This is a genomic window from Leucobacter fengyongliangi, assembly GCF_052386045.1.
The window spans coordinates 1677146-1700134 of the sequence record NZ_CM126356.1 but is presented as its reverse complement, the minus strand read 5'-3'; the positions used below and the strand labels follow the sequence as shown (position 1 = coordinate 1700134).

The 22989-nt window shown below is 59.5% G+C and carries 18 protein-coding genes; 14 read left to right on the top strand and 4 right to left on the bottom strand.

The window, feature by feature from the left end:
* The first annotated feature begins 32 nt into the window (after positions 1 to 32).
* The 6 genes from ACTNFK_RS08145 to mnhG are packed head-to-tail and all read left to right on the top strand — an operon-like array spanning position 33 to position 6268.
* Positions 33 to 2927 carry a Na+/H+ antiporter subunit A gene (locus tag ACTNFK_RS08145; protein WP_435936735.1) on the top strand — a complete coding sequence of 965 codons (2895 nt, stop codon included), beginning with the start codon at positions 33 to 35 and terminating at the stop codon, positions 2925 to 2927.
* The gene (locus ACTNFK_RS08140) at positions 2924 to 3376 is read left to right on the top strand and encodes a sodium:proton antiporter (RefSeq protein ID WP_433646639.1); all 453 of its coding nucleotides are present in this window, start codon (positions 2924 to 2926) and stop codon (positions 3374 to 3376) included. The genes ACTNFK_RS08145 and ACTNFK_RS08140 overlap by 4 nt, the downstream gene beginning before the upstream one ends.
* A complete protein-coding gene (locus tag ACTNFK_RS08135; protein ID WP_435936734.1) occupies positions 3373 to 5073 on the top strand; it encodes a Na+/H+ antiporter subunit D in 1701 nt (566 codons plus the stop codon). Before ACTNFK_RS08140 ends, ACTNFK_RS08135 begins: the two co-directional genes overlap by 4 nt.
* Complete coding sequence (locus ACTNFK_RS08130) at positions 5063 to 5608, top strand: Na+/H+ antiporter subunit E (protein WP_433646637.1); 546 nt, start codon at positions 5063 to 5065, stop codon at positions 5606 to 5608. Before ACTNFK_RS08135 ends, ACTNFK_RS08130 begins: the two co-directional genes overlap by 11 nt.
* On the top strand, positions 5605 to 5916 hold the full coding sequence (locus tag ACTNFK_RS08125) for an MrpF/PhaF family protein (protein WP_433646636.1): 312 nt from the start codon (positions 5605 to 5607) through the stop codon (positions 5914 to 5916). The genes ACTNFK_RS08130 and ACTNFK_RS08125 overlap by 4 nt, the downstream gene beginning before the upstream one ends.
* Positions 5909 to 6268: a monovalent cation/H(+) antiporter subunit G gene (gene mnhG / locus ACTNFK_RS08120; RefSeq protein WP_433646634.1), complete on the top strand. Its 360-nt coding sequence runs from the start codon at positions 5909 to 5911 to the stop codon at positions 6266 to 6268. Before ACTNFK_RS08125 ends, mnhG begins: the two co-directional genes overlap by 8 nt.
* Before the next feature lie 71 nt (positions 6269 to 6339).
* Here mnhG and aceB read toward each other — a convergent pair whose 3' ends face one another.
* Complete coding sequence (aceB, locus tag ACTNFK_RS08115) at positions 6340 to 7989, bottom strand: malate synthase A (RefSeq protein WP_435936732.1); 1650 nt, start codon at positions 7987 to 7989, stop codon at positions 6340 to 6342.
* 166 nt (positions 7990 to 8155) lie between these two features.
* Here aceB and ACTNFK_RS08110 point away from each other — a divergent pair, with 166 nt between their 5' ends.
* From ACTNFK_RS08110 to ACTNFK_RS08095, 4 genes are all read left to right on the top strand, one after another.
* Positions 8156 to 9715, top strand: coding sequence for a helix-turn-helix domain-containing protein (locus ACTNFK_RS08110; protein WP_435936731.1), 1560 nt, complete (start codon positions 8156 to 8158; stop codon positions 9713 to 9715).
* 138 nt (positions 9716 to 9853) lie between these two features.
* Positions 9854 to 10330 (top strand): FHA domain-containing protein, encoded by a 477-nt coding sequence (locus tag ACTNFK_RS08105; protein ID WP_435936730.1) that lies wholly within the window; start codon positions 9854 to 9856, stop codon positions 10328 to 10330.
* A gap of 1 nt (position 10331) precedes the next feature.
* Positions 10332 to 11012, top strand: coding sequence for a transcriptional regulator FtsR (gene ftsR / locus ACTNFK_RS08100; RefSeq protein WP_433646628.1), 681 nt, complete (start codon positions 10332 to 10334; stop codon positions 11010 to 11012).
* A 108-nt stretch (positions 11013 to 11120) separates the two neighbouring features.
* Positions 11121 to 11681, top strand: a complete 561-nt coding sequence (locus ACTNFK_RS08095) for a MerR family transcriptional regulator (protein WP_433646627.1) — start codon at positions 11121 to 11123, stop codon at positions 11679 to 11681.
* 58 nt (positions 11682 to 11739) lie between these two features.
* Here the strand turns inward: ACTNFK_RS08095 and ACTNFK_RS08090 are convergent, their stop codons facing one another.
* Complete coding sequence (locus tag ACTNFK_RS08090) at positions 11740 to 12636, bottom strand: ParA family protein (RefSeq protein WP_435936729.1); 897 nt, start codon at positions 12634 to 12636, stop codon at positions 11740 to 11742.
* A gap of 153 nt (positions 12637 to 12789) precedes the next feature.
* On the opposite strand from ACTNFK_RS08090, the gene ACTNFK_RS08085 reads away from it, so the two are divergent.
* Both ACTNFK_RS08085 and def read left to right on the top strand, forming a co-directional pair.
* Positions 12790 to 16194, top strand: a complete 3405-nt coding sequence (locus tag ACTNFK_RS08085) for a pyruvate carboxylase (protein WP_435936728.1) — start codon at positions 12790 to 12792, stop codon at positions 16192 to 16194.
* A gap of 6 nt (positions 16195 to 16200) precedes the next feature.
* Positions 16201 to 16692 (top strand): peptide deformylase, encoded by a 492-nt coding sequence (gene def / locus ACTNFK_RS08080; protein ID WP_433646624.1) that lies wholly within the window; start codon positions 16201 to 16203, stop codon positions 16690 to 16692.
* Between the two features lie 82 nt (positions 16693 to 16774).
* Here def and ACTNFK_RS08075 read toward each other — a convergent pair whose 3' ends face one another.
* Positions 16775 to 18607 (bottom strand): AMP-dependent synthetase/ligase, encoded by a 1833-nt coding sequence (locus tag ACTNFK_RS08075; RefSeq protein WP_435936727.1) that lies wholly within the window; start codon positions 18605 to 18607, stop codon positions 16775 to 16777.
* A 162-nt stretch (positions 18608 to 18769) separates the two neighbouring features.
* Between ACTNFK_RS08075 and ACTNFK_RS08070 the strand changes: the two genes are divergently transcribed.
* Entirely contained in the window at positions 18770 to 19459 is a 690-nt protein-coding gene (locus ACTNFK_RS08070; protein ID WP_433646622.1) for a lysophospholipid acyltransferase family protein, read from the top strand.
* 132 nt (positions 19460 to 19591) lie between these two features.
* Positions 19592 to 20959: a class II 3-deoxy-7-phosphoheptulonate synthase gene (locus tag ACTNFK_RS08065; protein ID WP_435936725.1), complete on the top strand. Its 1368-nt coding sequence runs from the start codon at positions 19592 to 19594 to the stop codon at positions 20957 to 20959.
* Positions 20960 to 21032: 73 nt separating this feature from the next.
* Here ACTNFK_RS08065 and pknB read toward each other — a convergent pair whose 3' ends face one another.
* Positions 21033 to 22964 (bottom strand): Stk1 family PASTA domain-containing Ser/Thr kinase, encoded by a 1932-nt coding sequence (pknB, locus tag ACTNFK_RS08060; protein WP_435936724.1) that lies wholly within the window; start codon positions 22962 to 22964, stop codon positions 21033 to 21035.
* Positions 22965 to 22989 lie beyond the last annotated feature (25 nt).

Sequence of the window (22989 nt, the reverse complement as noted above, 5' to 3'; positions counted from 1 at the left end):
AGACTTAATTGTGACGCTAGAGGAGGAAGCGCATGGGTGTGATGGTAACCGTGCTTTTTGCTCTCTCCATCACTGCAGTCATTGCCTACCCTGTTATTCGTCGTTTCCACAGCAACGGATTTCTGATCGTCGCGCTAGTCCCCGCGGCTCTATTCTTCGCCTTTGTCGCTCAGGCTGGGCCTGTAATTGCAGGTAGCGTCCTCGTCGAGTCAGTTTCATGGATCCCGCAGCTGTCGCTCAACCTAGTCTTTCGACTAGACGCGCTCTCTTTCATGTTTGCGCTGTTGGTGACCGGGGCGGGAGCACTCATTCTTGTGTACTGTCGCAACTACTTTGAAGACTCCGAGGACGGACTTGCGAGGTTCGGCGCGGTTTTCGTCGGCTTCACTGTCTCGATGCTCGGGCTTGTGCTCTCGGATAATGTCTTCCTGCTTTTCATCTTTTGGGAAGCCACGACGGTCTTCTCCTTCTTGCTGATCGGTCACTCGCAGCGCCAGCGCACTGCGCGATCCGCGGCACTTCAAGCTCTCATCGTGACAACCCTCGGGGGACTCGCGATGCTCGTGGGTCTTGTCATCCTCGCAGTGGCTGCAGGAACCGCGAATCTTTCAGAGATTGTTGAATCTCCTCCCACCGGTGTATCTGCCACCGTTGCAGTTTTCCTGGTGCTCGTGGGTGCGCTCTCAAAGTCCGCGATCTTCCCATTCCACTTCTGGCTTCCTGGAGCAATGGCTGCCCCTACTCCGGTTAGTGCCTATCTTCATGCTGCAGCGATGGTCAAGGCAGGGGTATACCTCATCGCGCGGATGGGTCCCGGCTTCGGTGATGTTCCCGGCTACCGAGAGACTCTAGTTATTCTGGGCGCAATCACGATGCTGAATGGTGGTATTCGAGCACTGCGACAGTTTGACATTAAACTGATCGTCGCCCACGGAACCGTGAGCCAGCTCGGATTTCTCGTCATGATCTTCGGATTGGCCGACCCCCTCACCGATTTTGCCGGTCTCGCGCTGCTTTTCGCTCATGCGGTAGCGAAGGCACCGCTCTTTCTAGCTGTCGGCATCATCGATCATGGCGCTGGTACACGTGACCTCCGCAAGCTCAGTGGCCTCGGGCGTCAGGTCCCAGCGCTCACTGCCATCACAGTAGTTGCGACAGCCTCGATGGTGGGATTTTCTCCTTTCATAGGATTCGTGGCGAAAGAAGCTGTCTTCACCGAGCTCATCGTGCTTTCGCAAACGACTCCTATTGCAGGGGTAGCGTTCATTGTTTCCATTCTGGGCAGCGTGCTCACGGTTGCCTACATGGGTCGCTTCCTGTGGGGCGCATTTGCAACGAAACGGGCGGTTGATGCCTGCACGCTTGTGCACCGCGAATCTCCGAGTATTCTTTTCGCACCAATGCTCTTCGCCGTGATCGCACTCGCTTCGGGCCTTGCCGCACCCATGATTGACCCTTGGCTGCAGCTCGCGATTCAGCCGTCGAGCGTGGTACCAGAGCATCTGGCACTTTGGCACGGGTTCACCCCAGCCCTGGGGGTATCGGCGCTGGTGATCGGATTGGGTGTGGGTCTCACGTTCCTCGTGAGTCGACTCACTTTGAGATTTGCTGGGGTGCCCGAGCGTTTCTCCGGTTCACATATCTATTGGCTGATCACCCACTGGATCGATATCTTCGCCATCAGACTCACATCGCTCACGCAACGCGGATCATTGCCGTTCTACCTTTCGGTGATTCTTATTGTCTTGGTCTGCGCACTCACAGTGCCCGTGCTCGCGACGGCGCCTTGGCCGAGGAGTGTTGAGTGGACGACGTCACCTGCTCAGGGTCCAATTGCTGTCGTGATGATTCTTGCGACACTTTTTGCGCTTCGGGCTCGCACTCGATTTCAAGCGGTGGTTCTCGTGGGTGTTACCGGCTATGGGATGGCCTCTATCTTCATGTTGCACGGTGCACCAGACTTGGCACTCACCCAGGCCCTGGTGGAGACGGTCACGTTGATCGCCTTTGTGCTGGTCATTCGGCGTTTACCCCAGCACATCGGTGTCCGTGCCTCCCGCGCAAAGCACGTGTTGCGAGCGGTCATTGGGCTAGCAGTGGGTCTCACCCTGGGAGCAGTCGCGCTCATCGCCATGGGGGCAAGAGTTGCCGAACCAATTTCCCTGCAATTTCCTGAGCTCGCATACGCTGGGGGCCACGGCTTCAATGTTGTAAATGTAACCCTGGTCGATATTCGTGGGTGGGACACCCTGGGGGAGCTCTCGGTAGTTCTTGCTGCTGCTACCGGGGTCGCATCACTGGTGTTTGTTAAGACCCGCATTGATACTTTGCCGAAGCTCTCGCGCCGTGCTGCTCGGATTCGGGTTCGGGACTATCTCAAGCGTGTCGATGATCCTCATGATTCGGCGCAGCGGAGCACGTGGCTGCTCGCAGGTAAAGACCTCGATCCGTCCCGGCGATCCATAATCTTGGAAGTCGTCGTGAGAGTGGTCTTTCACGCGCTTATTTTGCTCTCCTTCTACCTCCTCCTGAGTGGTCATAACACCCCAGGCGGCGGATTCGCGGGAGGCCTCGTGGCAGGGCTCGCCCTCGTCGCGCGTTATCTCACAGGTGGTCGCGCCGAACTCGGTGCGACCGTGCCCGTTGACGCCGGCCGAATCCTCGGGGCTGGTCTAGCACTTGCCACCACGATGGCGATCTTGCCAATCTTCTTTGGACAGGCCGCGTTGGCTTCATCTTGGATCGATCTTGACCTCGGACCGTTCGGCATACTTCCCCTTGTCTCTTCGACCCTCTTTGACGTAGGGGTCTACCTTGTGGTCTTTGGGCTCATCCTCGACGTGCTCCGCAGTCTTGGTGCCGAAGTGGATCGGCAGGAAGAATTGGATAGTGAATCGGCGAAGGCGTCACGGGGTGAGCAGCGATGACCATGCCTCTCATTCTCGTTCTTGTGATGGTGGTGCTGTACGCCGGCGGGGTGTATCTCTTGCTAGATCGCTCGTTAACGAGGGTGCTGCTTGGTTTCCTCCTGGTCGGGAACGCAACCAACCTGTTGCTGTTTCTCTCCTCGGGCGGCTTTGGAGTTGCCCCGATTTTCGGCACGGCAAATGCCGAAGACATGAGTGACCCGCTACCGCAGGCCCTGACGCTAACAGCAATTGTGATCACGTTCGGAGTGAGCGCTTTCATGCTTGCCTTGATCTATCGCTCGTGGCGTCTCTCCCGGCAAGACGAGGAAGACTCGGTGCGGATTGAGGAGCAAGAGCTGGGGCTTGCGGAAGCAGACGATTTCACCACTGAAGAAGTCACTGATGTGGATCTTGCGGAAACCCAGGAGTTCGCAAAGTCGGAAAACGAAGTGGAGGAAGAGCGATGAACGCTTGGATCCCACTCGTCGTGCTCATTCCTTTGGGCTGCGCAGCGTTGACGCTCGCGCTTCCGGGAAATAGGCGCGCCCAACAGGCGATCACCGTCGGCGCCCTGATCGCGATGCTCACAGTGAGCCTCATCTTGATGTGGGCCGTGGATACCAGTGGGCCCTTGGTCATGCAGGTTGGGGGCTGGGCGGCCCCCTACGGCATTTCGCTCGTCGTTGACCGGCTCTCGGCACTCATGCTCGTTGTCTCAGCGATCGTGCTGCTCGCGGTGCTCCTGTTTTCACTCGGTCAGGGTCTGGCAGATGGCGACGAGGATACACCCGTATCTATCTACTATCCGACCTACCTGGTCCTGGGTGCCGGTGTCTGTAACGCGTTTATCGCGGGTGACCTCTTCAACCTGTACGTTGGATTCGAGATCCTGCTGGTGGCTAGCTATGTTCTCATCACCCTTGGAGGAACCGCTCCACGAATACGGGCTGGTGTGACCTATGTCGTGGTCTCACTCGTTTCCTCGATCCTGTTCCTCGCAGGCATCGGCGTGATTTACGCGGCCACGGGCACCGTTAATCTGGCACAACTCACGATCCGTATTGCAGAGCTGCCGGGTGAAGTTCAGCTCATTCTCAACCTGCTACTCCTCATCGCTTTCGGCATCAAAGCGGCAATCTTCCCACTCGCGTTCTGGCTTCCAGACTCGTACCCTACTGCACCAGCGCCGGTTACCGCGGTGTTTGCGGGTCTGCTGACGAAGGTCGGTGTGTATGCGATTATTCGGAGCCAGACCCAGTTATTCCCGCAGTCGAGTGTCGATAACCTGCTGTTGGTCATCGCTGGACTCACTTTGATTGTCGGGATACTGGGGGCGGTATCCCAACTCGACATCAAACGACTTCTTTCGTTCACTCTGATCAGCCATATCGGGTACATGATCTTTGGGATTGGAATGGCAACCGCGGCCGGGTTCGGCGCAACCATCTACTACATAGCCCACCACATCATCGTGCAGACGACCCTGTTCCTTGCGGTGGGGCTCATCGAGCGGCAGGGTGGATCCACCTCTCTCACGTCGCTCGGTGGACTGCTTCGGGCAGCGCCGGTCATTGCAATACTGTTCTTTATCCCCATGCTCAATCTCGGGGGGATCCCTCCCTTCTCGGGCTTCATCGGCAAGCTCGGGCTATTTGAAGCAGGAGCAGAGCTTGCCACGCCGGGCACCTATTGGCTCATGGGTGTGGGGGCGCTCGTGTCGTTGCTCACGCTTTACGCACTGGCGCGTGTGTGGAGCCTAGCCTTCTGGCGTACGCGGGCTGCCGCTCTCGGGGAACCGGGTGCTGCACCTTCGACCTCCACAGAGGCACTGATGCTCAGAGACCGGGAAGATGCGCTGCTCGACCGCTTACATGGTGCCCCCGATGCGATTCCCCGACAAGAGCAGCGACAGATCCCGGGTCTCATGGTCGGTGCTACCACCGGAATGGTGGTAGTCAGTGTTGTGCTGACGCTTTTCGCCGGACCACTCTACGCCTACTCTGAACGTGCAGGTGAAATGCTCACCCAGCCCGCAGAGATTGCGCGGTTGGTCCTCGAACCGAGTGAAGAATCACGGCTGGGAGGAGGAAGCGGTCGCACCGAGCCTCTGGGAAACGTTGTCCCTGACGCCGGGCAGCTGGACGAGGTGGAAAATGGGTCGTGAGGCGAGACGACGGGAGCGACTGCTCAAATTGAGCGAGCTTCCGCTGCTTATTGGATTGACACTCACCTGGGTGGCGTTATGGCACGAAGTGAGTCTGATGTCGGTCACTAGCGGGATAGTTGTTGCGCTCTTCGCCGTGCGACTCTTCTACTTGCCTCCGGTTCTCATCGCCGCGCGCTTCAATGTCTGGTGGGCACTTCGCTACGTGCTCTATTTTTTCTGGCACCTCGCTATTGCCTCGGTGCAGGTTGCCTGGCTCACTCTTCGCCCGGGGCCCCCGCCGAAGACCTCGATCGTCGCTGTGCGACTGCGTACGGAGTCGGATTTTATTCTGACCATGGTGGGGCTCACCGCCTCGCTCATCCCGGGTTCCCTCATCGTAGAAGTGGATCGATACGGATCCACTTTGTATCTCCACGTTCTGAACACTCCGACAGACCGCGAGACGCAGCACGCCATACAAGCGGCCCTTGACATCGAAGAGCTACTGATCCGCGCAATTGGGTCGAAGCGAGACCTGAGGGAGCTCTCATGACCGTGCTGTCTCACATTGCCGTGGTATTTGCCGTTGCTGGTCTCACCCTGACCGCGCTCTTGTCTGTCATCCGTATCGTGCGCGGGCCCACCATCCTCGATCGAATGATCGCCTCTGACGTATTGCTCACCACGCTCATCATTGCGGTCGGAACCGACATGGTGCTGCGTAATCACGTCGATGGAATACCGCTCATGACGGCAATCGCCGCCACCGCGGTGCTCGCAACCATTGTTGTCGCACGCTATGTCAAGCGACGCGCGCGGTCAACTGGTCCAGCGGGCCCTGGGGAGGTTCCCAATGATTGAGCAGATTATGGATGTTTTGGCGTTGGTGTGTGTTATTGCGGCCACCGCGTTTTCTGTCGCCGCTGGCATAGGGCTCTTGCGTTTTCCTGACGCACTGAGCAGGTTGCACGCTGCCACGAAGCCACAAGTCTTTGGTTTGCTCCTGATCATCGCGGCGATCGCTTTGGATCAACGCTCGTGGGTGACGTTGCTCTCGCTGATTCCAGTATTTGTGTTCCAGTCGTTAACAGCCCCGGTTGCCGCCCACATGGTGGGTCGCGCCGCCTACCGCACAGGGCAGTACGACACCGAAACTCTGGTCGTTGACGAGCTAGGTCCAGCGATCGAACGAGCGAATTCAGAGAGGGAATAACGGCGCCCACAGGCCGAGGGTGAAGGTCGACCTGTGGGCGCTGCTGGTGGTGTCTCCAGCGGGGGGCGGTGCTAGGCGTCTACGAGATAGCGGCTGTAGGCGGGGAGTGTCAGGAAAGTGGGGAACTGCTCGCCCAACGCCACATCCTCGAAGAGTTCAATCGCGTCCTCGAACCGATCCCCGGGGAAACGTTCGAAGCCCTGGGCAGTTTCCCGCACAATTTCCTCCACCCATTCCCTGGTAATGCGCGTCCCATCTGCTGTCGACTGATCCTGGTGGATCCACTGCCATATTTGTGAACGGCTGATCTCAGCGGTTGCCGCGTCTTCCATGAGGTTGTCGATTGCCACAGCACCGAGGCCGCGCAGCCAGGCCTCGATATAGCGCAGGCCGATAGAGACGTTGTCGCGCACTCCAGCCTCTGTGATCTCGCGGCCAATGTGCACATCGAGGAGCTGGGCAGCGGTGACATGCACGTCGTTCCGCTGGCGGTCCACCTGATTCGGTCGATCTCCGAGCACTGCATCGAACTCGGTCTGAGCCACCGGGATCAGGTCGGGGTGCGCCACCCAGGTGCCATCGAATCCATCGGCGGCTTCGCGGTGTTTGTCAGCGCGAACCTTCTCTTCTGCCAGCGCTGTGACCTCTGGGTTACTCCGATTCGGGATGAAAGCACTCATGCCGCCGATGGCGTGGGCACCACGCTGATGACACGTCTGCACGAGCAACTCAGTGTAGGCGCGCATGAAGGGAACCGTCATGGTTACCTCGCTGCGATCGGGCAGAACGAAGCGGGCACCCCGACCCCGGTAGTTCTTGATGATTGAGAAGATGTAGTCCCAGCGGCCAGCGTTGAGACCGGCGACATGGTCCTTCATTACGTAGAGGATCTCGTCCATCTCAAACGCCGCCGGAAGGGTCTCAATCAGCACTGTGGCGCGGATAGTGCCGTGGTCGAGCCCGAGCTTACGCTCGGTGAATGTGAAGATGTCATCCCACAGTTTCGCTTCCTCGCTTGACTCCAACTTCGCAATGTAGAAGTACGGTCCACGCCCCCGTTCGACCAGTTCACGAGCATTGTGAAAGGCGTACAGGCCGAAGTCAACCAGGCTGCCCGAGGCGGCACCGGCCCGCCCGTGCGCATCAACGAAGCGAATGTGCTTCTCTACGAGGTGCCAGCCGCGCGGTCGCATCACAATCGTCGGTGTGCGCTCTGCCGTCACTCGATACTCTTTGCCTTCGGGGCTCGTGTAGCTCAGCTGATCCCGAATCGCATCGAATAGCGAGATCTGACCTCCGATCACATTGGCCCAAGTCGGGCTGGTTGCATCTTCCTGGTCAGCGAGCCACACGCGTGCACCGGAGTTGAGCGCGTTGATGGTCATTTTTGGATCGGTGGGTCCGGTGATCTCGACGCGCCGGTCCTCAAGACCTGGCCCGGGTCCGGCGACCTTCCAGCTCTTGTCCTCCCGAATTGCGCGGGTCTCCTCGCGGAACTTAGGGTCGCGCCCGTTACCAATCTCGAATCGACGGCGTTGGCGATCGGCAAGGCGATCGTGGCGAGATCCTGCAAAACGATGGTGCAACTCGGTGAGGAACTGCAGCGCCTCAGCTGTGAGGATTTCGTCACTGCGCAGCATCGGCCGGCCCAGCACTTCGACACGTGGTTCGGCCTGTGTTGACGTGCGCGGGGTGTGCATTGTGGTCTGCAAGGTGGTCATGATCTTTGTGTCCTTCTGACGTACGAATCTGTGTGTGGAACAGCGAGAGATTCATCGGTGTGATTCCATCCTGCGTGCCAGAGCAGGGCTCGATAGCCCCAATAGGATGTGAAATTTTGGAGTATTTTCGTTTGGCGAAAGAATCCCTGTCTGGCACCATGGAGCTATGAACTCCATCAACCTCGCGAACAGCGAACAGCGACGGACCGCGGTGCATCGTGGGACTGCTGGCCCTGCGGCAGGAAGCCGTGAACCCTTGCGCCAGACAGTGCCGGTGGCTGCTGTCGCGCCTGAAGAAGAAGCTGCTGACGCGTTGACCTTAGGTCGCCGGGTGCGCGAGCGACGCACTCAGCTCGGCCTGAAGCTCGAACAGCTTGCAGCTGCGATCGAACGAGCCCCCTCCCAGGTGTCGGCAATAGAGAACGGGAAGCGAGAACCGAGTTTGCCGATCCTTCGCGCGCTGGCGCTGGCACTTGACTGCTCTGTGGACGAACTCTTGATGGACGAGGCTCCGAGCGAACGAGCGGCCCTCGAAATCTCGGTGGAGCGGGCGCAGCGAGGATCCGTCTTTCAGTCTCTGGGCATTCAGCCGATCAGGGTCTCCAAGACCACACCCGATGACACACTCAAAGCGGTGCTCGGGCTTCATCAGGAAGTGGAGCGCTTGCACCGCGAACGAGCGGCAACTCCTGAGGAAGCGAGGCGCGCGAACACCGAGTTGCGTGCTGAAATGCGCATTCGCGGCAACTATTACTCGGAGCTTGAGAGTGAAGCCAGGCAGTTGTTGGAGGGTGTTGGGTATATCGGGGGTCCCGTCTCGCAACAGCTGATCTCAAGCATCGCGGAAAAAATTGGATTCACCCTTCACTATGTGGGTGATTTGCCGCACTCGACTCGTTCGGTGATTGACCAGCGAAACCATCGAATCTATTTGAGTTCAAGTCTTCCGTCTCGTGATGCGCGAGCACCGATTGTTCGCGCTCTCGCAAGTCTCGTGTGTGGACATGAGGAGCCGCGGAGCTACGGTGAGTTTCTTCGGCAGCGTGTGGAGGCGAATTATCTTGCGGGTGCTGTGTTGTTGCCCGAGAAGAGCGCGGTGGGTCAACTCCGAGAAGCAAAGAAGCAGCGACAGATCTCGATGGAGGATCTGCGCGACGCCTTTGGGGTCTCGTATGAAATGGCCGCTCATAGATTCACGAATCTCGCCACCGAACACCTTGACCTGGATGTGCATTTTATGAAAGTGCACGAATCAGGCACGCTCATAAAAGCCTATGAGAATGATGGCGTGCGATTCCCCTCTGACGCGTTGGGCAATTTCGAGGGAGCGATGGTCTGCCGAAACTGGACGGCACGCACGGTATTCAGTCAGCCTGATCTCTTCAACCCTTGGTACCAATACACCGACATGGCAGCCGGAGGCACCTATTGGTGTACCTCTCGTGTTGAGAAAGCGAAGGAAGGGCAGTATTCGGTGAGCGTCGGGGTGCCATTTGACGCAGTCAAGTGGTTCCGTGGCCGTGAGACTGCGCATCGCACTCAGTCATTCTGTCCCGATGAGCGATGCTGTCGTCGCGCTTCGGATGAGCTCACCCGGAAGTGGGAGGCCGCTGCTTGGCCGGAAGCAGCGACACCCACGAGTCTCCTCGCGGCGCTTCCGACAGGCACCTTTCCCGGCGTTGACTCGCATGAGGTCTATGACTTCCTTGAATCGCACGAGGCCTAGTGACTCAGCGATTTTCAGGAGCGTGTGTGCCATTCGGATCGTCGACCCAACTCGCCGAGATTGAGATGCGGCTGCGCTCGAGCTGCGATAGCGTAGTGGGATCAGGCTGAGAGGCTGGCGGGAGGCGAAAAGCCGGAGGTGAGTGACGACGTGAATGCAGAGGATCAGGCACGCCGGGATGACCAAACCGAGGTGAGATCGACCGAGCAGTTTCGTGGCGAGGTGGGAGCCATGGTGCGGGCCCGTACGACAGACCTGAGCGTGGGGGAGCAAGACGCGGTGCAGGCACTGCCGTCGGGCGCTGCATTGCTCGTCGTTCGCCGTGGGGCAAATCTGGGGGCACGTTTTCTGCTTGACCAAGCCATCACGGTTGCGGGCAGGCACCCAGAGGTTGATATCTTTCTCGATGACGTCACGGTCTCGCGAAAGCATGCTGAGTTTCGACGCGTCGGAGTGAGGTTTCTCGTGCATGACCTAGGCTCACTGAATGGCACCTACGTGGATGGTCACCGAATTGACGGTGATCGCACGCTGGAAGACGGGGTCGAAGTGCAGGTGGGCAAATTCAAGTTCACGTTCTTCGCTTCGCGATTCGACCTCCCCTACCAGGAATAGCATGTCAGTGAAGTCCGCCCGAGCGCACGACAGCGCAGGGCTCCTCAGTATCGGTCACGTTCTAGAACGACTGCAGGACGAATTCTGCGATCTCAGCCCGTCTAAGTTGCGCTTCCTCGAGGAGCAAGGGCTGATTTCTCCCGAGCGCACCAAATCGGGGTATCGCAAGTTCTCGCAGGCTCACATTGAGCGACTCAGGCTGATCTTGACGCTCCAGAAAGACCACTACCTTCCCCTGAAGGTCATTGCTGAGGTGCTGGAAGAGGTGGACCAGGGCAGGGATCCGGTTATTCCGGGCGCAGCACCGCGCAGCGCCTCAAGCATTCTCCGGCCTCAGCGGCTTCTCTCCCGTGATGAGCTTCAGCGATTGACGGGGGCCTCAGCGCGATTCATCGGAGATGCGATTGCTGCGGGCCTCCTGCCCGCAGCAGAGGTGTTTCCCTATGAATCGGTGGCTGAACTCAGTGCACTTATGCGACTTGCTGAGCGGGGGATTACACCTCGCCATCTCCGAGCAATGCGCGCCGCGGCTGAGCGTGATGCGGAGCTCATTTCCCACTCAATCGAATCTCGCGGGATGCGCAGTGACAGCCCAGGAGGCACAGAGGGTGCCCTTGAGATCGCGGAGCTCATGGAGACCGTCCGTGGCGGCGTGTTGCACCGCAGCCTGAGTCGACGATAGTCGTCGCGACACACCAAAAGTTTCGGTGCGTCGGTCGTTGCACCGATGCATCACCCTAGATACCGTTAAGAGAATTAAGCGCACGATGCGCTGCCGGAGAGGACTGCGATGGAGAACTTGGTTTCGACGCCGCCAGGATCGACGATTTCTGCAACCCTCTTTGACGATGGTCTGCCTCAACCCAACAAGGATGGTGGGTTCAAGGGCGCGGTCGCAGCGCGGGCAGCAGGGATCAGCTATCGTCAGCTCGACTATTGGGCTCGTACTGGGCTGGTTGAGCCGACTGTGCAGGGCGCGAGCGGATCAGGGTCCCAGCGGCTGTACGGTTTTCGGGACATCTTGGTGCTCAAACTAGTGAAGCGACTCCTCGACACAGGGATCTCGTTGCAGCAGATTCGAACCGCTGTTGGTCAGCTGAACGAGTCCGGTGTGCACGACCTCGCGCAGACAACGCTGATGAGTGATGGAGCGAGCGTCTACCTGTGTACGTCGAATGACGAGGTGATTGACCTGGTGAGTCGTGGTCAGGGCGTGTTTGGGATTGCTGTGGGGAAAGTGCTGCGCGAAGTAGAAACGTCGCTCGTGGATATGGATGAGCACCGCTCAGCATCGATCGAGAGTGCAGGCGACGAACTGTCCGCACGCAGGGAAGCTCGCAAGATATCCTAGGCGGATTCGTCGCAATAACCTGTGCGGGCGGAAGAACCGACCTCAAACCTGCGGCTGGTTACTTCGCGGAACCTGTCGGGTCAGTCACTACAGTGAGATCTTCTGCGGGTTCATCAGAGACGATCGCATGGCCAGGAGTTGTTGGCGCAACCTCACCCGCGACGATCCCGTCGATCCCGGCCGATCGCATCACCCGATCGAGAACTTGATCGAAGTAGCCTGCCATCTCCTGAGCGGCCTCGCCCGGCCACATGTGTACCGGCTTCGCGGCACCCTGGGCCTGCTGCAGAGACGTGCGCTCGGGAAGTTGGGGGCTGAGCACGAGTGGGCCGAACATCTCCTTCAATTCCTTGATGCGGAACTGATGTTCCATCGACTGTGGCCGAGTTCTGTTGATGAGGATCCCAAGCGGCTGCAGTCGTGGGCTTACCCCACGCCGGATCTCTTCAATGGCGCGGAGGGCACGGTCTGCTGCCGAGACCGCGAAGAGCCCTGGCTCAGTGACCACCAACACGCGATCGCTCGCCGCCCAGGCGGTTCGAGTGAGGGCATTCAGCGATGGCGCGCAATCGATCAGGACGAGATCGTAATCTTTCTCTACGCTCGCGAGCGCCTCTTCCAGCTTCCAGATCTCACGAACGGACGGGTGCGGCCCGTCGAAATTGATGGCAGAGGGACTTCCCACGAGCAGGTCAATTGACCCTTCGTGGTGCTGGTTCCAACCGCTCGGTGCAATGGCAGCACGAACGGTCTTTTCTTTCGGGTTCTCGAGTACGTCAGAAATGTTGGAGTACCCGTCTGGGTTCACATCCATTCCAGTAGATACGTCGGCCTGCGGATCAAGGTCAACCACAAGGGTGCGCAGGCCGCGCGAGAACGCCGCGGAAGCCAGGCCCAGAGCCACAGTGGTCTTACCGACGCCGCCTTTGAGGGAGCTCACACTGAGTACATGCACCCCTTGAGTCTATGGGAAAGTGCCCTTGCGTTCACTGGGTGTGCTGGTAGCGCTTCTGAAGTCTCTTGACATCGAGACGGTTTGCGTTGTGTCGACGTATAAGCTGGCTCTGGGCATTTGTATTTTGCTGGGCGCAAGAGGCATAGGAGCCACATGTTCAAGAAGATCTTGGTCGCAAACCGTGGGGAAATTGCCATTCGGGCGTTTCGGGCCGCATACGAGCTCGGCGCGAAAACGGTGGCAGTGTTTCCATATGAAGACCGCAATTCGTTGCACCGTTTGAAGGCGGACGAAGCGTATGTGATCGGAACCGAAGGTCACCCGGTGCGCGCGTACCTCGATGTCAGTGAGATTGTTCGTGTCGCGCGTGAATGCGGTGCCGACGCAATCTATCCCGGATATGGATTTCTCTCAGAGAACCCCGACCTGGCAGCAGCTGCAGAAGCTGCGGGTATCACCTTTATCGGTCCCGGCCAGGCCGCGCTCGAGATGGCGGGCAACAAGGTCGCGGCGAAGCATCACGCGATTGCAGCTGGCGTGCCCGTACTCCGGTCGACCGAACCCTCCCGGAACCTCGACGAACTCATCGAGGGTGCCCGCGAGATTGGATTTCCAGTGTTTGCGAAAGCGGTCGCTGGCGGCGGCGGGCGAGGAATGCGGCGTGTCGAGCGCGAGGAGGATCTCCGTGACGCGCTTGAAGCTGCGATGCGTGAAGCCGAGAGCGCATTCGGTGACTCCACGATGTTTATCGAGCAGGCCGTGCTTCGCCCCCGGCACATCGAGGTGCAAATCCTCGCGGACCGTTCGGGTGAAACGGTGCATCTGTATGAGCGCGATTGCTCGGTTCAGCGGCGGCATCAGAAGGTCATCGAGATTGCGCCCGCACCAAACCTCGATCCAAGAGTTCGGGATCTGCTGACTCGAGATGCCATCGCCTTTGCGAGGTCGATCGGCTACGAAAACGCGGGCACGGTCGAGTTTCTCCTGGACACCGAGGGGGAGCGCGCGGGCCAGCACGTCTTCATTGAGATGAACCCACGTATTCAGGTTGAGCACACGGTGACCGAAGAAGTTACCGATGTGGATCTTGTGCAGGCCCAAATGCGCATCGCAGCGGGCGAGACCCTCGAACAGCTGGGACTGACCCAGGACCGAATTCAGCTTCGGGGCGCTGCACTGCAGTGCCGCATCACCACGGAGAATCCTGCAGACGGCTTCCGGCCCGATCTTGGGAGGATCACGACCTATCGGTCGCCGGGTGGCGGAGGTGTTCGCCTAGATGGTGGCACCATCAACCCCGGTGCGCACATCAGCCCCCACTTCGACTCGATGCTCGCAAAGTTGACGTGCCGTGGTCGTGATTTTGGCGCAGCGGTGGTGCGGGCGCGACGCGCACTCGCCGAGTTCCGCATCCGCGGAGTTGCGACCAACATCCCGTTCCTTCAGGCCGTTCTGGATGACCCTGATTTCCAGGCCGGTGATGTCAGCACCTCGTTTATTGAGGAGCGACCAGAACTTCTCACACTGAACAAACCCCAGGATCGCGCGACCCGCGTGCTGCAATACCTCGCTGACGTCACGGTGAACCAACCACACGGGGCGCGACCGAGCCTGATCGGACCAGAGGTGAAACTCCCGGTGGTCGACCTTGATCGGGCCGTCCCAGAGGGAAACCGGCAGCGCCTGCTGCAGCTTGGCCCCGAAGGGTTCGCCAGGTCCCTGCGAGAGCAAACTGCCCTCGCCGTTACTGAGACGACGTTCCGCGATGCGCACCAGTCACTACTCGCGACCCGAGTCCGGAGCCGGGACCTGGTTGCGGTCGCGCCACACGTCGCACGTCTCACGCCAGAGCTGCTTTCGGTTGAGGCCTGGGGCGGCGCAACCTACGACGTGGCGCTCCGCTTTCTTGCGGAGGATCCGTGGGATCGCCTTGCCGCACTGCGTGAGGCCCTCCCCAACGTTCCGATTCAGATGCTCTTGCGCGGCCAAAACACTGTCGGATACACGCCGTACCCGGCTCAGGTGGCACAGGTGTTCGTGCGCGAAGCAGCGTCAACCGGGGTGGATATTTTCCGGATCTTCGATGCACTGAACGACGTGAATCAGATGCGGGTGGCGATCGACGCGGTGCGGGAGACCGGGACCGCCGTTGCTGAGGTTGCCATGTCATATACGGGCAATCTGATTGATCCGGCGGAGAACAAATACACTCTCGACTACTACTTGCACCTAGCGGAGCGCATTGTCGACGCTGGCGCGCACATTCTCGCGATTAAAGATATGGCGGGGCTGTTGCGGCCCGCTGCCGCGAGCAAGCTCGTGACGGCACTGCGTGAGCGATTTGACCTGCCTGTTCACCTGCACACTCATGACACGCCTGGTGGTCAGCTGGCAACCCTCCTTGCCGCGTCAGCCGCGGGTGTTGACGCGGTTGATGCTGCTTCCGCGCCGATGGCGGGAACGACATCGCAGCCCTCGCTGTCATCGCTTGTTGCGGCTCTTGCACACACTGAGCGCGACACTGGCCTGAGTGCTGAGGCAGTCTATGAACTCGAACCGTATTGGGATGCAGTAAGAACTGTTTATCGCCCATTCGAGTCCGGACTCCCGTCACCCACGGGCCGGGTCTATACACACGAGATTCCCGGTGGACAGCTTTCGAACCTGCGCCAGCAGGCAATCGCACTGGGCCTGTCCGATAACTTCGAGAAGATCGAAAATATGTATGCGGCCGCGGATAGGATCCTGGGGCGGATTCCCAAGGTTACGCCCTCTTCGAAGGTAGTTGGTGACCTCGCCTTGCATTTGGCGGCGGTAGATGCCGACCCGGCAGATTTTGAGGCCCATCCGGAAAAATACGACATTCCAGATTCCGTGGTGGGTTTCCTTGCCGGAGAACTTGGCGAGATTCCCGGCGGTTGGCCTGAGCCGTTCCGCAGCAAAGTCTTGGCTGGACGGACTGTGTCCATTGACGTGGCCCCTGTACCCGAGGCAGATGCTGCGCTGTTGAATGGGTCACAGTCGGAAAGGCGCGACGCGCTCAACCGACTGCTCTTCCCCGGGCCGACGGCGCAGTTTGCCTCCACGCGGGAACGTTTCGGCGATCTCTCGGTGTTGCACACTGGCGACTACCTCTATGGCCTAGAGTCGGGGGCCGAGCACGCGGTTGATCTTGGCCGCGGGGTCCGCCTCTACGTCGGTCTCGAAGCCATCGGTGAGGCGGACGACAAGGGAATCCGTACGGTCATGGTGCGGGTGAACGGACAGCTTAGGCCTGTCTTCGTGAAAGACGAACGGGTGACATCCACCGTTGAAGCTGCAGAGAAGGCCGACCCCGATCGTGCGGGTCACGTGGCTGCGCCGTTCTCTGGCACCGTCACTCAGAAGATTTCGGTGGGTGACCCGGTGTCAGCAGGACAGCCGGTGGCTACTATTGAGGCGATGAAGATGGAAGCGGCCATCACAGCTCCAATCGCTGGAATCGTCAAGAGGCTGACCTTCCGAGAAGCTCGTGGGGTCGAGGCCGGTGACTTGTTGCTGGTGATCGAAGAGGAGTAACGCGTCGTGGCTGTTCGAGAGATTCGATTGTTCGGCGATCCCGTGTTGAATACGGTGTGTGAGCCCATCACGAGTATCGATGGTGGTGTGCGCGCGCTCGTCGAGGACCTTTGTGACACAGTCGCGTTCGACGGTCGGGCTGGTCTTGCCGCCACGCAGATCGGACGTACTCAGCGAGCCTTCAGTTTGCACCTTGAGGGCCGTGTCAGGTACATTCTCAACCCCGAGATCGTCGAACTCGCGGGTGAACCTGTCCCAACCGGAGAGGGCTGTCTCTCCGTGCCCGACCTGTGGTTCGAGGTGCCCAGGTACCCGAGAGCTACGGTACGGGGAATTGACCTTGACGGGGCTGAGGTGGTGATCGCGGGTGAAGGCCTCACAGCCCAGGCCCTTCAGCACGAATGTGACCATCTCGACGGGAAGCTCTACATCAGTCGACTCGACCGTGAGACTCGGGGAGAGGCGATGAGGAAGATACGCGACTCACGCTGGTTCTGAACCAAACTGTCGGTGACATGCAGAGAGACCCTCCCCAACTGATCAAGCTGGGGAGGGTCTCTCGGTGTGTGACGAGCCTTGTCTAGACGGCGGTATTGACCGCTTCCGTTTGGGGATTGTCTCCGTAGATCTTCGCGATCTCACCTGCGTAGTCGCGCAAGATGTTGTCTCGCTTGATACTCATTTTGGGAGTGAGGTGACCGCTCGCTTCGGTGAACTCGGTGGGCAAAATCACCCATTTGCGGATACTCTCGGCTCGCGAAACGTACTTGTTGCCGTGATCGACAGCTCGCTGAATCTCGGCGACTACTGCTGGATGAGCGGCAGCCTCTTCGAGCGTCATTTCGGGGTTCAGGTCGTGATTCTTCAACCATGTGGGAAGCATTTCGGCATCGAGCGTGATCAGTGCTGAAATGAAAGGCTTTTGATCCCCAACTGCCACAATCTGACCGATGAGCGGAAACGACCGGATCGGATCCTCAAGCCCCGCAGGAGCAACGTTCTTCCCGCCAGCCGTCACGATGATCTCCTTCTTGCGTCCGGTGATTGTGAGGTACCCGTCAGAATCCAGTGACCCCAGATCGCCGGTTTTGAAGAACCCGTCTGCAGTGAAAACCGCTCGCGTGGCCTCAGGGTTTCGCCAATACTCCTTAAAGACGTCAATACCCTTAACCTCGACCTCGCCGTCTTCCGCAATGCGCACCGTGTGACCGGGGAGCGCGGGTCCAACGGTGCCGATCTTGAACTTATCGGGCAAGTTCACCGTCACGGGTGCGGTGGTTTCGGTGAGGCCGTAACCCTCGAGGATTTTGATTCCGAGGCTGTGGTAGAAATGCCCGAGATAGTGGCTCAGCGGTGCCGAACCCGAAACTGCGAACTTCACTCGACCACCCATTGCTTCACGCAGCTTGGCGAAGACCAGCTTGTCGAAGAGTTTGAACTTCACCCCCACCATGAAGGGAACCTTCTCTCCCGCCATCACTAGCTCAGAGTGTCGAACCGCGACAAGAGCTGCAGCGCGGAAGATCTTGCCCTTTCCGCCCGCCTCTGCTTTCTGCTCAGCCGAGTTATAGACCTTCTCAAATACGCGGGGCACGGCAAGAAGGAAGGTCGGGTGGAAACTGCCGAGCGAGGGGAGGAGCTTAGTGGTGTCAGGCTGATGCCCGACTCGCACACCAGAATGCACGGAAAGAATGGAAATAAATCGGGCAAAGATGTGTGCCAGCGTGACAAAGAGCAGTGTGGAGGCTCCTGGCTGATTCACAACTTCCCCCAGAGCCGCCGCGGAGTTTCGCGACAGGTCTACGAAGTTGGCATGCGTAAGCACGCAGCCCTTCGGTCGCCCGGTGGATCCTGAGGTGTAAATCAGTGTCGCAATATCGTCTGCATTCGCGATATTGCGGCGGCGTTCAATTTCTTCATTTGGGATCTCGCGCCCAGACGAGATCAGCTGGTCGATTGCGCCCAGGTCGAGTCGCCACTCCAATTCAACTCCGGGAGCTTCCGCGCGGATCTCCGCAAGCCGCTCCGCGTGCTCCGCAGTCTCGGTGATGACACCGCGGGCAGCCGAGTCTTCCAGGATCCAGTGAACTTGCAGGGCAGAAGAGGTCTCGTAGATCGGCACCATGACGGCCCCGGCATAGAACAGCGCGAAGTCGATGAGGCTCCACTCGAACGACGTCTTACACATCAACCCAATGCGATCGCCAGGTTGTACCCCTGCGGCAACCAGCCCTTTTGCCACCGCGACCACCTTGTCGCGAAACTGGAGAGCGGTCATGTCTCGCCAAGTGTCACCGTCTGGAGTCGCAAACAGCGCTCGGTCGGGTGTCGCGGCGACGCGCTGTTCAAGCAGGTCGGTCACGTTGTCGGTGGGAACGGATGGAACGAGAAGTGGAGTCTCGGACAGGTTCACGGCAGCTCCTTTGATACCTAGTACCAGATTCGATTGAAGACATCGCTCCGAGGCCGGTGATGTCACTTTCACCCTATTGCATGTGTCTCACTTGGAGCCCTTATTCCCGTCGAGTATCTACAATTCGGCTAGTCTTGAGCCTGTCGAAGGGACGGCGTCGCAATGTTCTACTGGTTTTTCAAACACCTCATTTTTGGGCCGCTCTTGAAAACCTTCTACCGGCCGTGGGTAGAAGGTGCCGAAAACCTCCCTGAAACCGGCCCGGTGGTAATTGTGGGAAACCACCTGTCCGTCATTGACTCCTTCTTCATGCCACTCATGATTGATCGTCGCGTGTATTTTCTGGCGAAAAGCGACTATTTCACTGGGAAGGGCCTCAAAGGGTGGATCGTGAAGAATTTCATGCTTGCCGTCGGGCAACTTCCGATAGACCGGTCTGGGGGCAAAGCCTCCGAGGCGTCTCTGAACACCGGCCTCGCCGTGCTCGAACGTGGTGAAGTCTTGGCAATCTATCCGGAGGGCACGCGGAGCCCAGACGGTCGGCTCTATCGCGGTCGCACCGGGGTGGCACGACTCGTGCTTGAGTCCGGAGCGCTCGTCGTGCCTACGGTCATGATTGACACGGAAAAGGCAATGCCAATTGGTGCGAAGATCCCGAAGATCCGCCGCATTGGCACGGTTATTGGTAAGCCACTCGACTTTAGACGCTTCGAAGGCATGAGTGCAGATAGATTCGTGCTGCGCAGTGTCACCGACGAAATCATGTTCGAGATACAGCGGTTAAGTGATCAGGAATATGTAGATGTCTACGCGTCCAGCGTCCGCGGGGCAAAGAAGCCACTAACCGCGTGAACCTGCCACGCGGCAGACCTCCTCGAGGGTTCGCGCTGGGCGCACAGCAGCGCGCGCGGTGAACGGTAGGCTGGATCATGGCAGCGCGAACGCGCTGCGATCCACGAAAGATCGAACGAGAGCAGGCACAGAGTGAGTCAGCGAACCGAGCCGAACGTACCGACGGACGTACTTTCGGAGCTCGACTCGTATCGCGCGCTCGAGGCGAAGCAGCAGCCCAAGTGGCCCGATGCTGACGCAGTCCGCGCAGCCCAGACGGAGCTCTCGGCTCAGCCTCCGCTCGTGTTCGCCGGTGAAGTGGATCGCCTCCGTGATCGGCTCGCCGCGGCAGCCCGCGGTGAGGCGTTTCTGCTGCAGGGTGGTGACTGTGCCGAAACCTTTGATGGTGCAACCGCGGACAAGATTCGCGATCGCGTAAAGACCCTTCTGCAAATGGCGGTCGTGCTGACCTATGGCGCGTCAATGCCGGTCATCAAAGTGGGGCGTATGGCTGGCCAGTTCGCCAAGCCGCGTTCGAGCGACAACGAGACTCGCGACGGAGTGACGCTTCCGGCATACCGGGGAGACCTGGTGAACGGGTACGACTTCACCCCTGAATCGCGCGCAGCTGATCCCGCGCGCCTGGTGCGCGGCTACCATGTCTCGGCCTCCACGCTGAACTTGATCCGCGCGTTCACCCAGGGTGGGTTTGCAGATCTCCGTCAGGTGCACGCCTGGAATCAGGGATTCGTCTCAAACAGCGCCTACAACCGCTACGAATCGCTTGCCGCTGAGATTGATCGCGCGTTGCGGTTCATGGCCGCGTGTGGCGTTGATGATGCCGCCCTCACCCAGACTGAGTTCTATGTCAGTCATGAGGCGCTTCTGCTTGACTACGAACGACCACTCGCGCGGATCGACTCCCGGACGGGTCAGGCCTACGGAACCTCAGGCCACATGCTCTGGGTGGGTGAACGAACCCGAGACATCGACGGGGCGCACGTTGAGTTTCTCTCGAAGCTACGAAACCCCATTGGGGTGAAACTCGGGCCGACCGCCACGACCGACGACGCGTTGCGATTGCTCGATGCACTAGATCCTGAGCGTGAGCCGGGTCGCATCACCTTCATCACTCGCATGGGTGCGGAGAAGATTCGTGACACGCTTCCCGCGCTGCTCGCGGGGGTTCGAGATGCTGGCGCTCGGCCGTTGTGGGTCACCGATCCGATGCACGGCAACGGCATCACCACCTCAACCGGGTACAAGACCAGGAGATTCGAGGATGTGATGAACGAACTCCGTGGGTTCTTCGAGGCGCACCGCGAAGCAGGTACCTTCCCTGGTGGGATTCACGTGGAGCTCACCGGGGACGACGTGACCGAGTGCCTCGGTGGATCAGAAAACATTGATGAGCTTGGACTCGCGACGAGGTACGAGTCAGTGTGTGACCCCAGACTGAACCACTCTCAGTCGCTTGAGCTGGCCTACCAGGTTGCCGAAGAACTGAAGACAGCCCGATAGGGCTGACTGTCTCGCTTCATCCCCGGGGATCCCACAGGGCGTCCCGGGGATGCTGCGTCTGTGCCGTTTGGCACTAGATGTACCGCAACGCCACTTCGGTGCCAGCCTTCCGCATTTCCCCAGCAGCGGGGGAGGTGCTTTTTACCTCGAACAGCGCCCCCGCGGGGCCCTCGGGCACGATGCCGGTGGACACAGCAAACCCTGCCGCACGGAGTGTCTGAGCAGCTTCGTTGACGTTCAGCCCTGACACGTCGGGAATGGCGAAAAGTTGTGGCCCGCGCGAGAGATTGAGCGCAACAGAGTCACCCACTCGCACGGGATCAGTGAACACCAGCACACCGATCGCTTGTCCCTCAGGGATCGTCTCATCGTACGCATCGGTGTTCAATGTCGGGTCGAGAATCAAGCCCACAGCCTCGAGTGCCGTCGCCGCGGCGTCCTCACTCATCCCAGTGACCACTGGAATCGCGCCAGCTGACACGATCAGATCGACTCGACCACGCTCTGGGTAGGTTGGGCCGAGTCCCTCGCCTACTTCGTTGAGTGCCACAATCACGGTGTCTGCAGAGCCACCATCGAATCTCTGCTCGAGTACCGCGCCAAAGGTGAACCCCGCACCTTCGATGGCCGCGATCGCATCGTCAGTGGAAAGGCCCACAAGTGTCGGAACCGCCAGCAGTTCGGGCCCAGTGGAACGGCACAGCTGCACCTCGGAGCCCCGGTTTACCCGAGTGCCCGCTGCTGGCTCGGTGCTCGCGGCAAGGCCCGGCTCTACCTCGAGACTCGAACATTCGGTCACCGTGACCACCAAGGCGAGCTCTTCAAGCGTGAGCTGAGCGGACGCGAGCTCGACACCGGCCACCTCAGGAATGGACACCTGCGAACCAGGACCCTGGCCCCACCACCAGCCGGCGAGGCCCGATAGCGAGAGGAACACGACAACGGTTAGCGCTATCCAACGACCCCGACGGGTTCGTCTCGACCCCGTTGCACGCGCTCGGGAAACCGAATCGGTCTCGGTGGCTGAGTGCTTGGTGGCGGCAGCTTGTACCAGGCCGCCAGATACCAGACTGCGTTGCTCGAGATCGGTCAGTATGGTCGTTGAGGGGGTGACAGATTCACCACTGAATCCTGCGGCGGGAAACACGCGAGTTGCGCCGAGTGTCGCCCCACTCCGGATGTGTCGAAGCTGCTCAAGCGCTTCCGAAGCATCTCGGGGCCGAGCATCGGGTTCGCGACTGCAACACCAGCGAACCAGTTCATCAATGTCGGCGCCCAAGTCGGGTACTAGCGAAGAAGGAGCAGGAACCTCCGAGTGCGCATGTTGATAGGCAATTTGCATGGGCTGCTCACCCTGAAACGGTTGTTGGCCGGTGAGCATTTCAAACAGCATGATGCCGAAGGCGTACAGGTCGCTGCGGGCGTCAGCGATCCCGCGGGTCACGAGCTCGGGGGAGAGATACGCGATGGTGCCCAACAGTGCCTGGCCGGTCGCGGTGTTTGCGCTCACCGCACGGGCCAGGCCAAAATCGCCAATCTTGATGCGCCCATCATCGGCAAGGAGGACATTTTCCGGTTTGAGGTCGCGGTGCACGATACCTGCGGAGTGCGCCGCGGCGAGTCCCGCGAGAACAGCCTCGCCGATCTCGAAGGCTTGGTCGGTCGTGAGTCGCTTCTGCTGCTTCAGGAGCTCACGGAGGGTGATGCCGGGCAGATACTCCATCACCAAATATGGAACGCCGCGATCCACGCCCTGATCAAAAACGTTCACCACGTTCGGGTGACCGAGACCCGCGGCGCTGCGCGCCTCTTGCTCGAATCGCCGAGTGAAACTCTCATCCTCTGCGAGGTGCGGATGCATGATTTTGATGGCGACACGGCGCTCGAGCCGTATGTCATTGCCGAGATAGACCATTGCCATTCCGCCCCGAGCGATCCGAGATCGGACGACATAGCGCTCATCGAGCGTGTGCCCGATGAGCGGGTCGGTGGGGGCGGAGTTCACGCGCCGATTCTATGGAACGAAACGT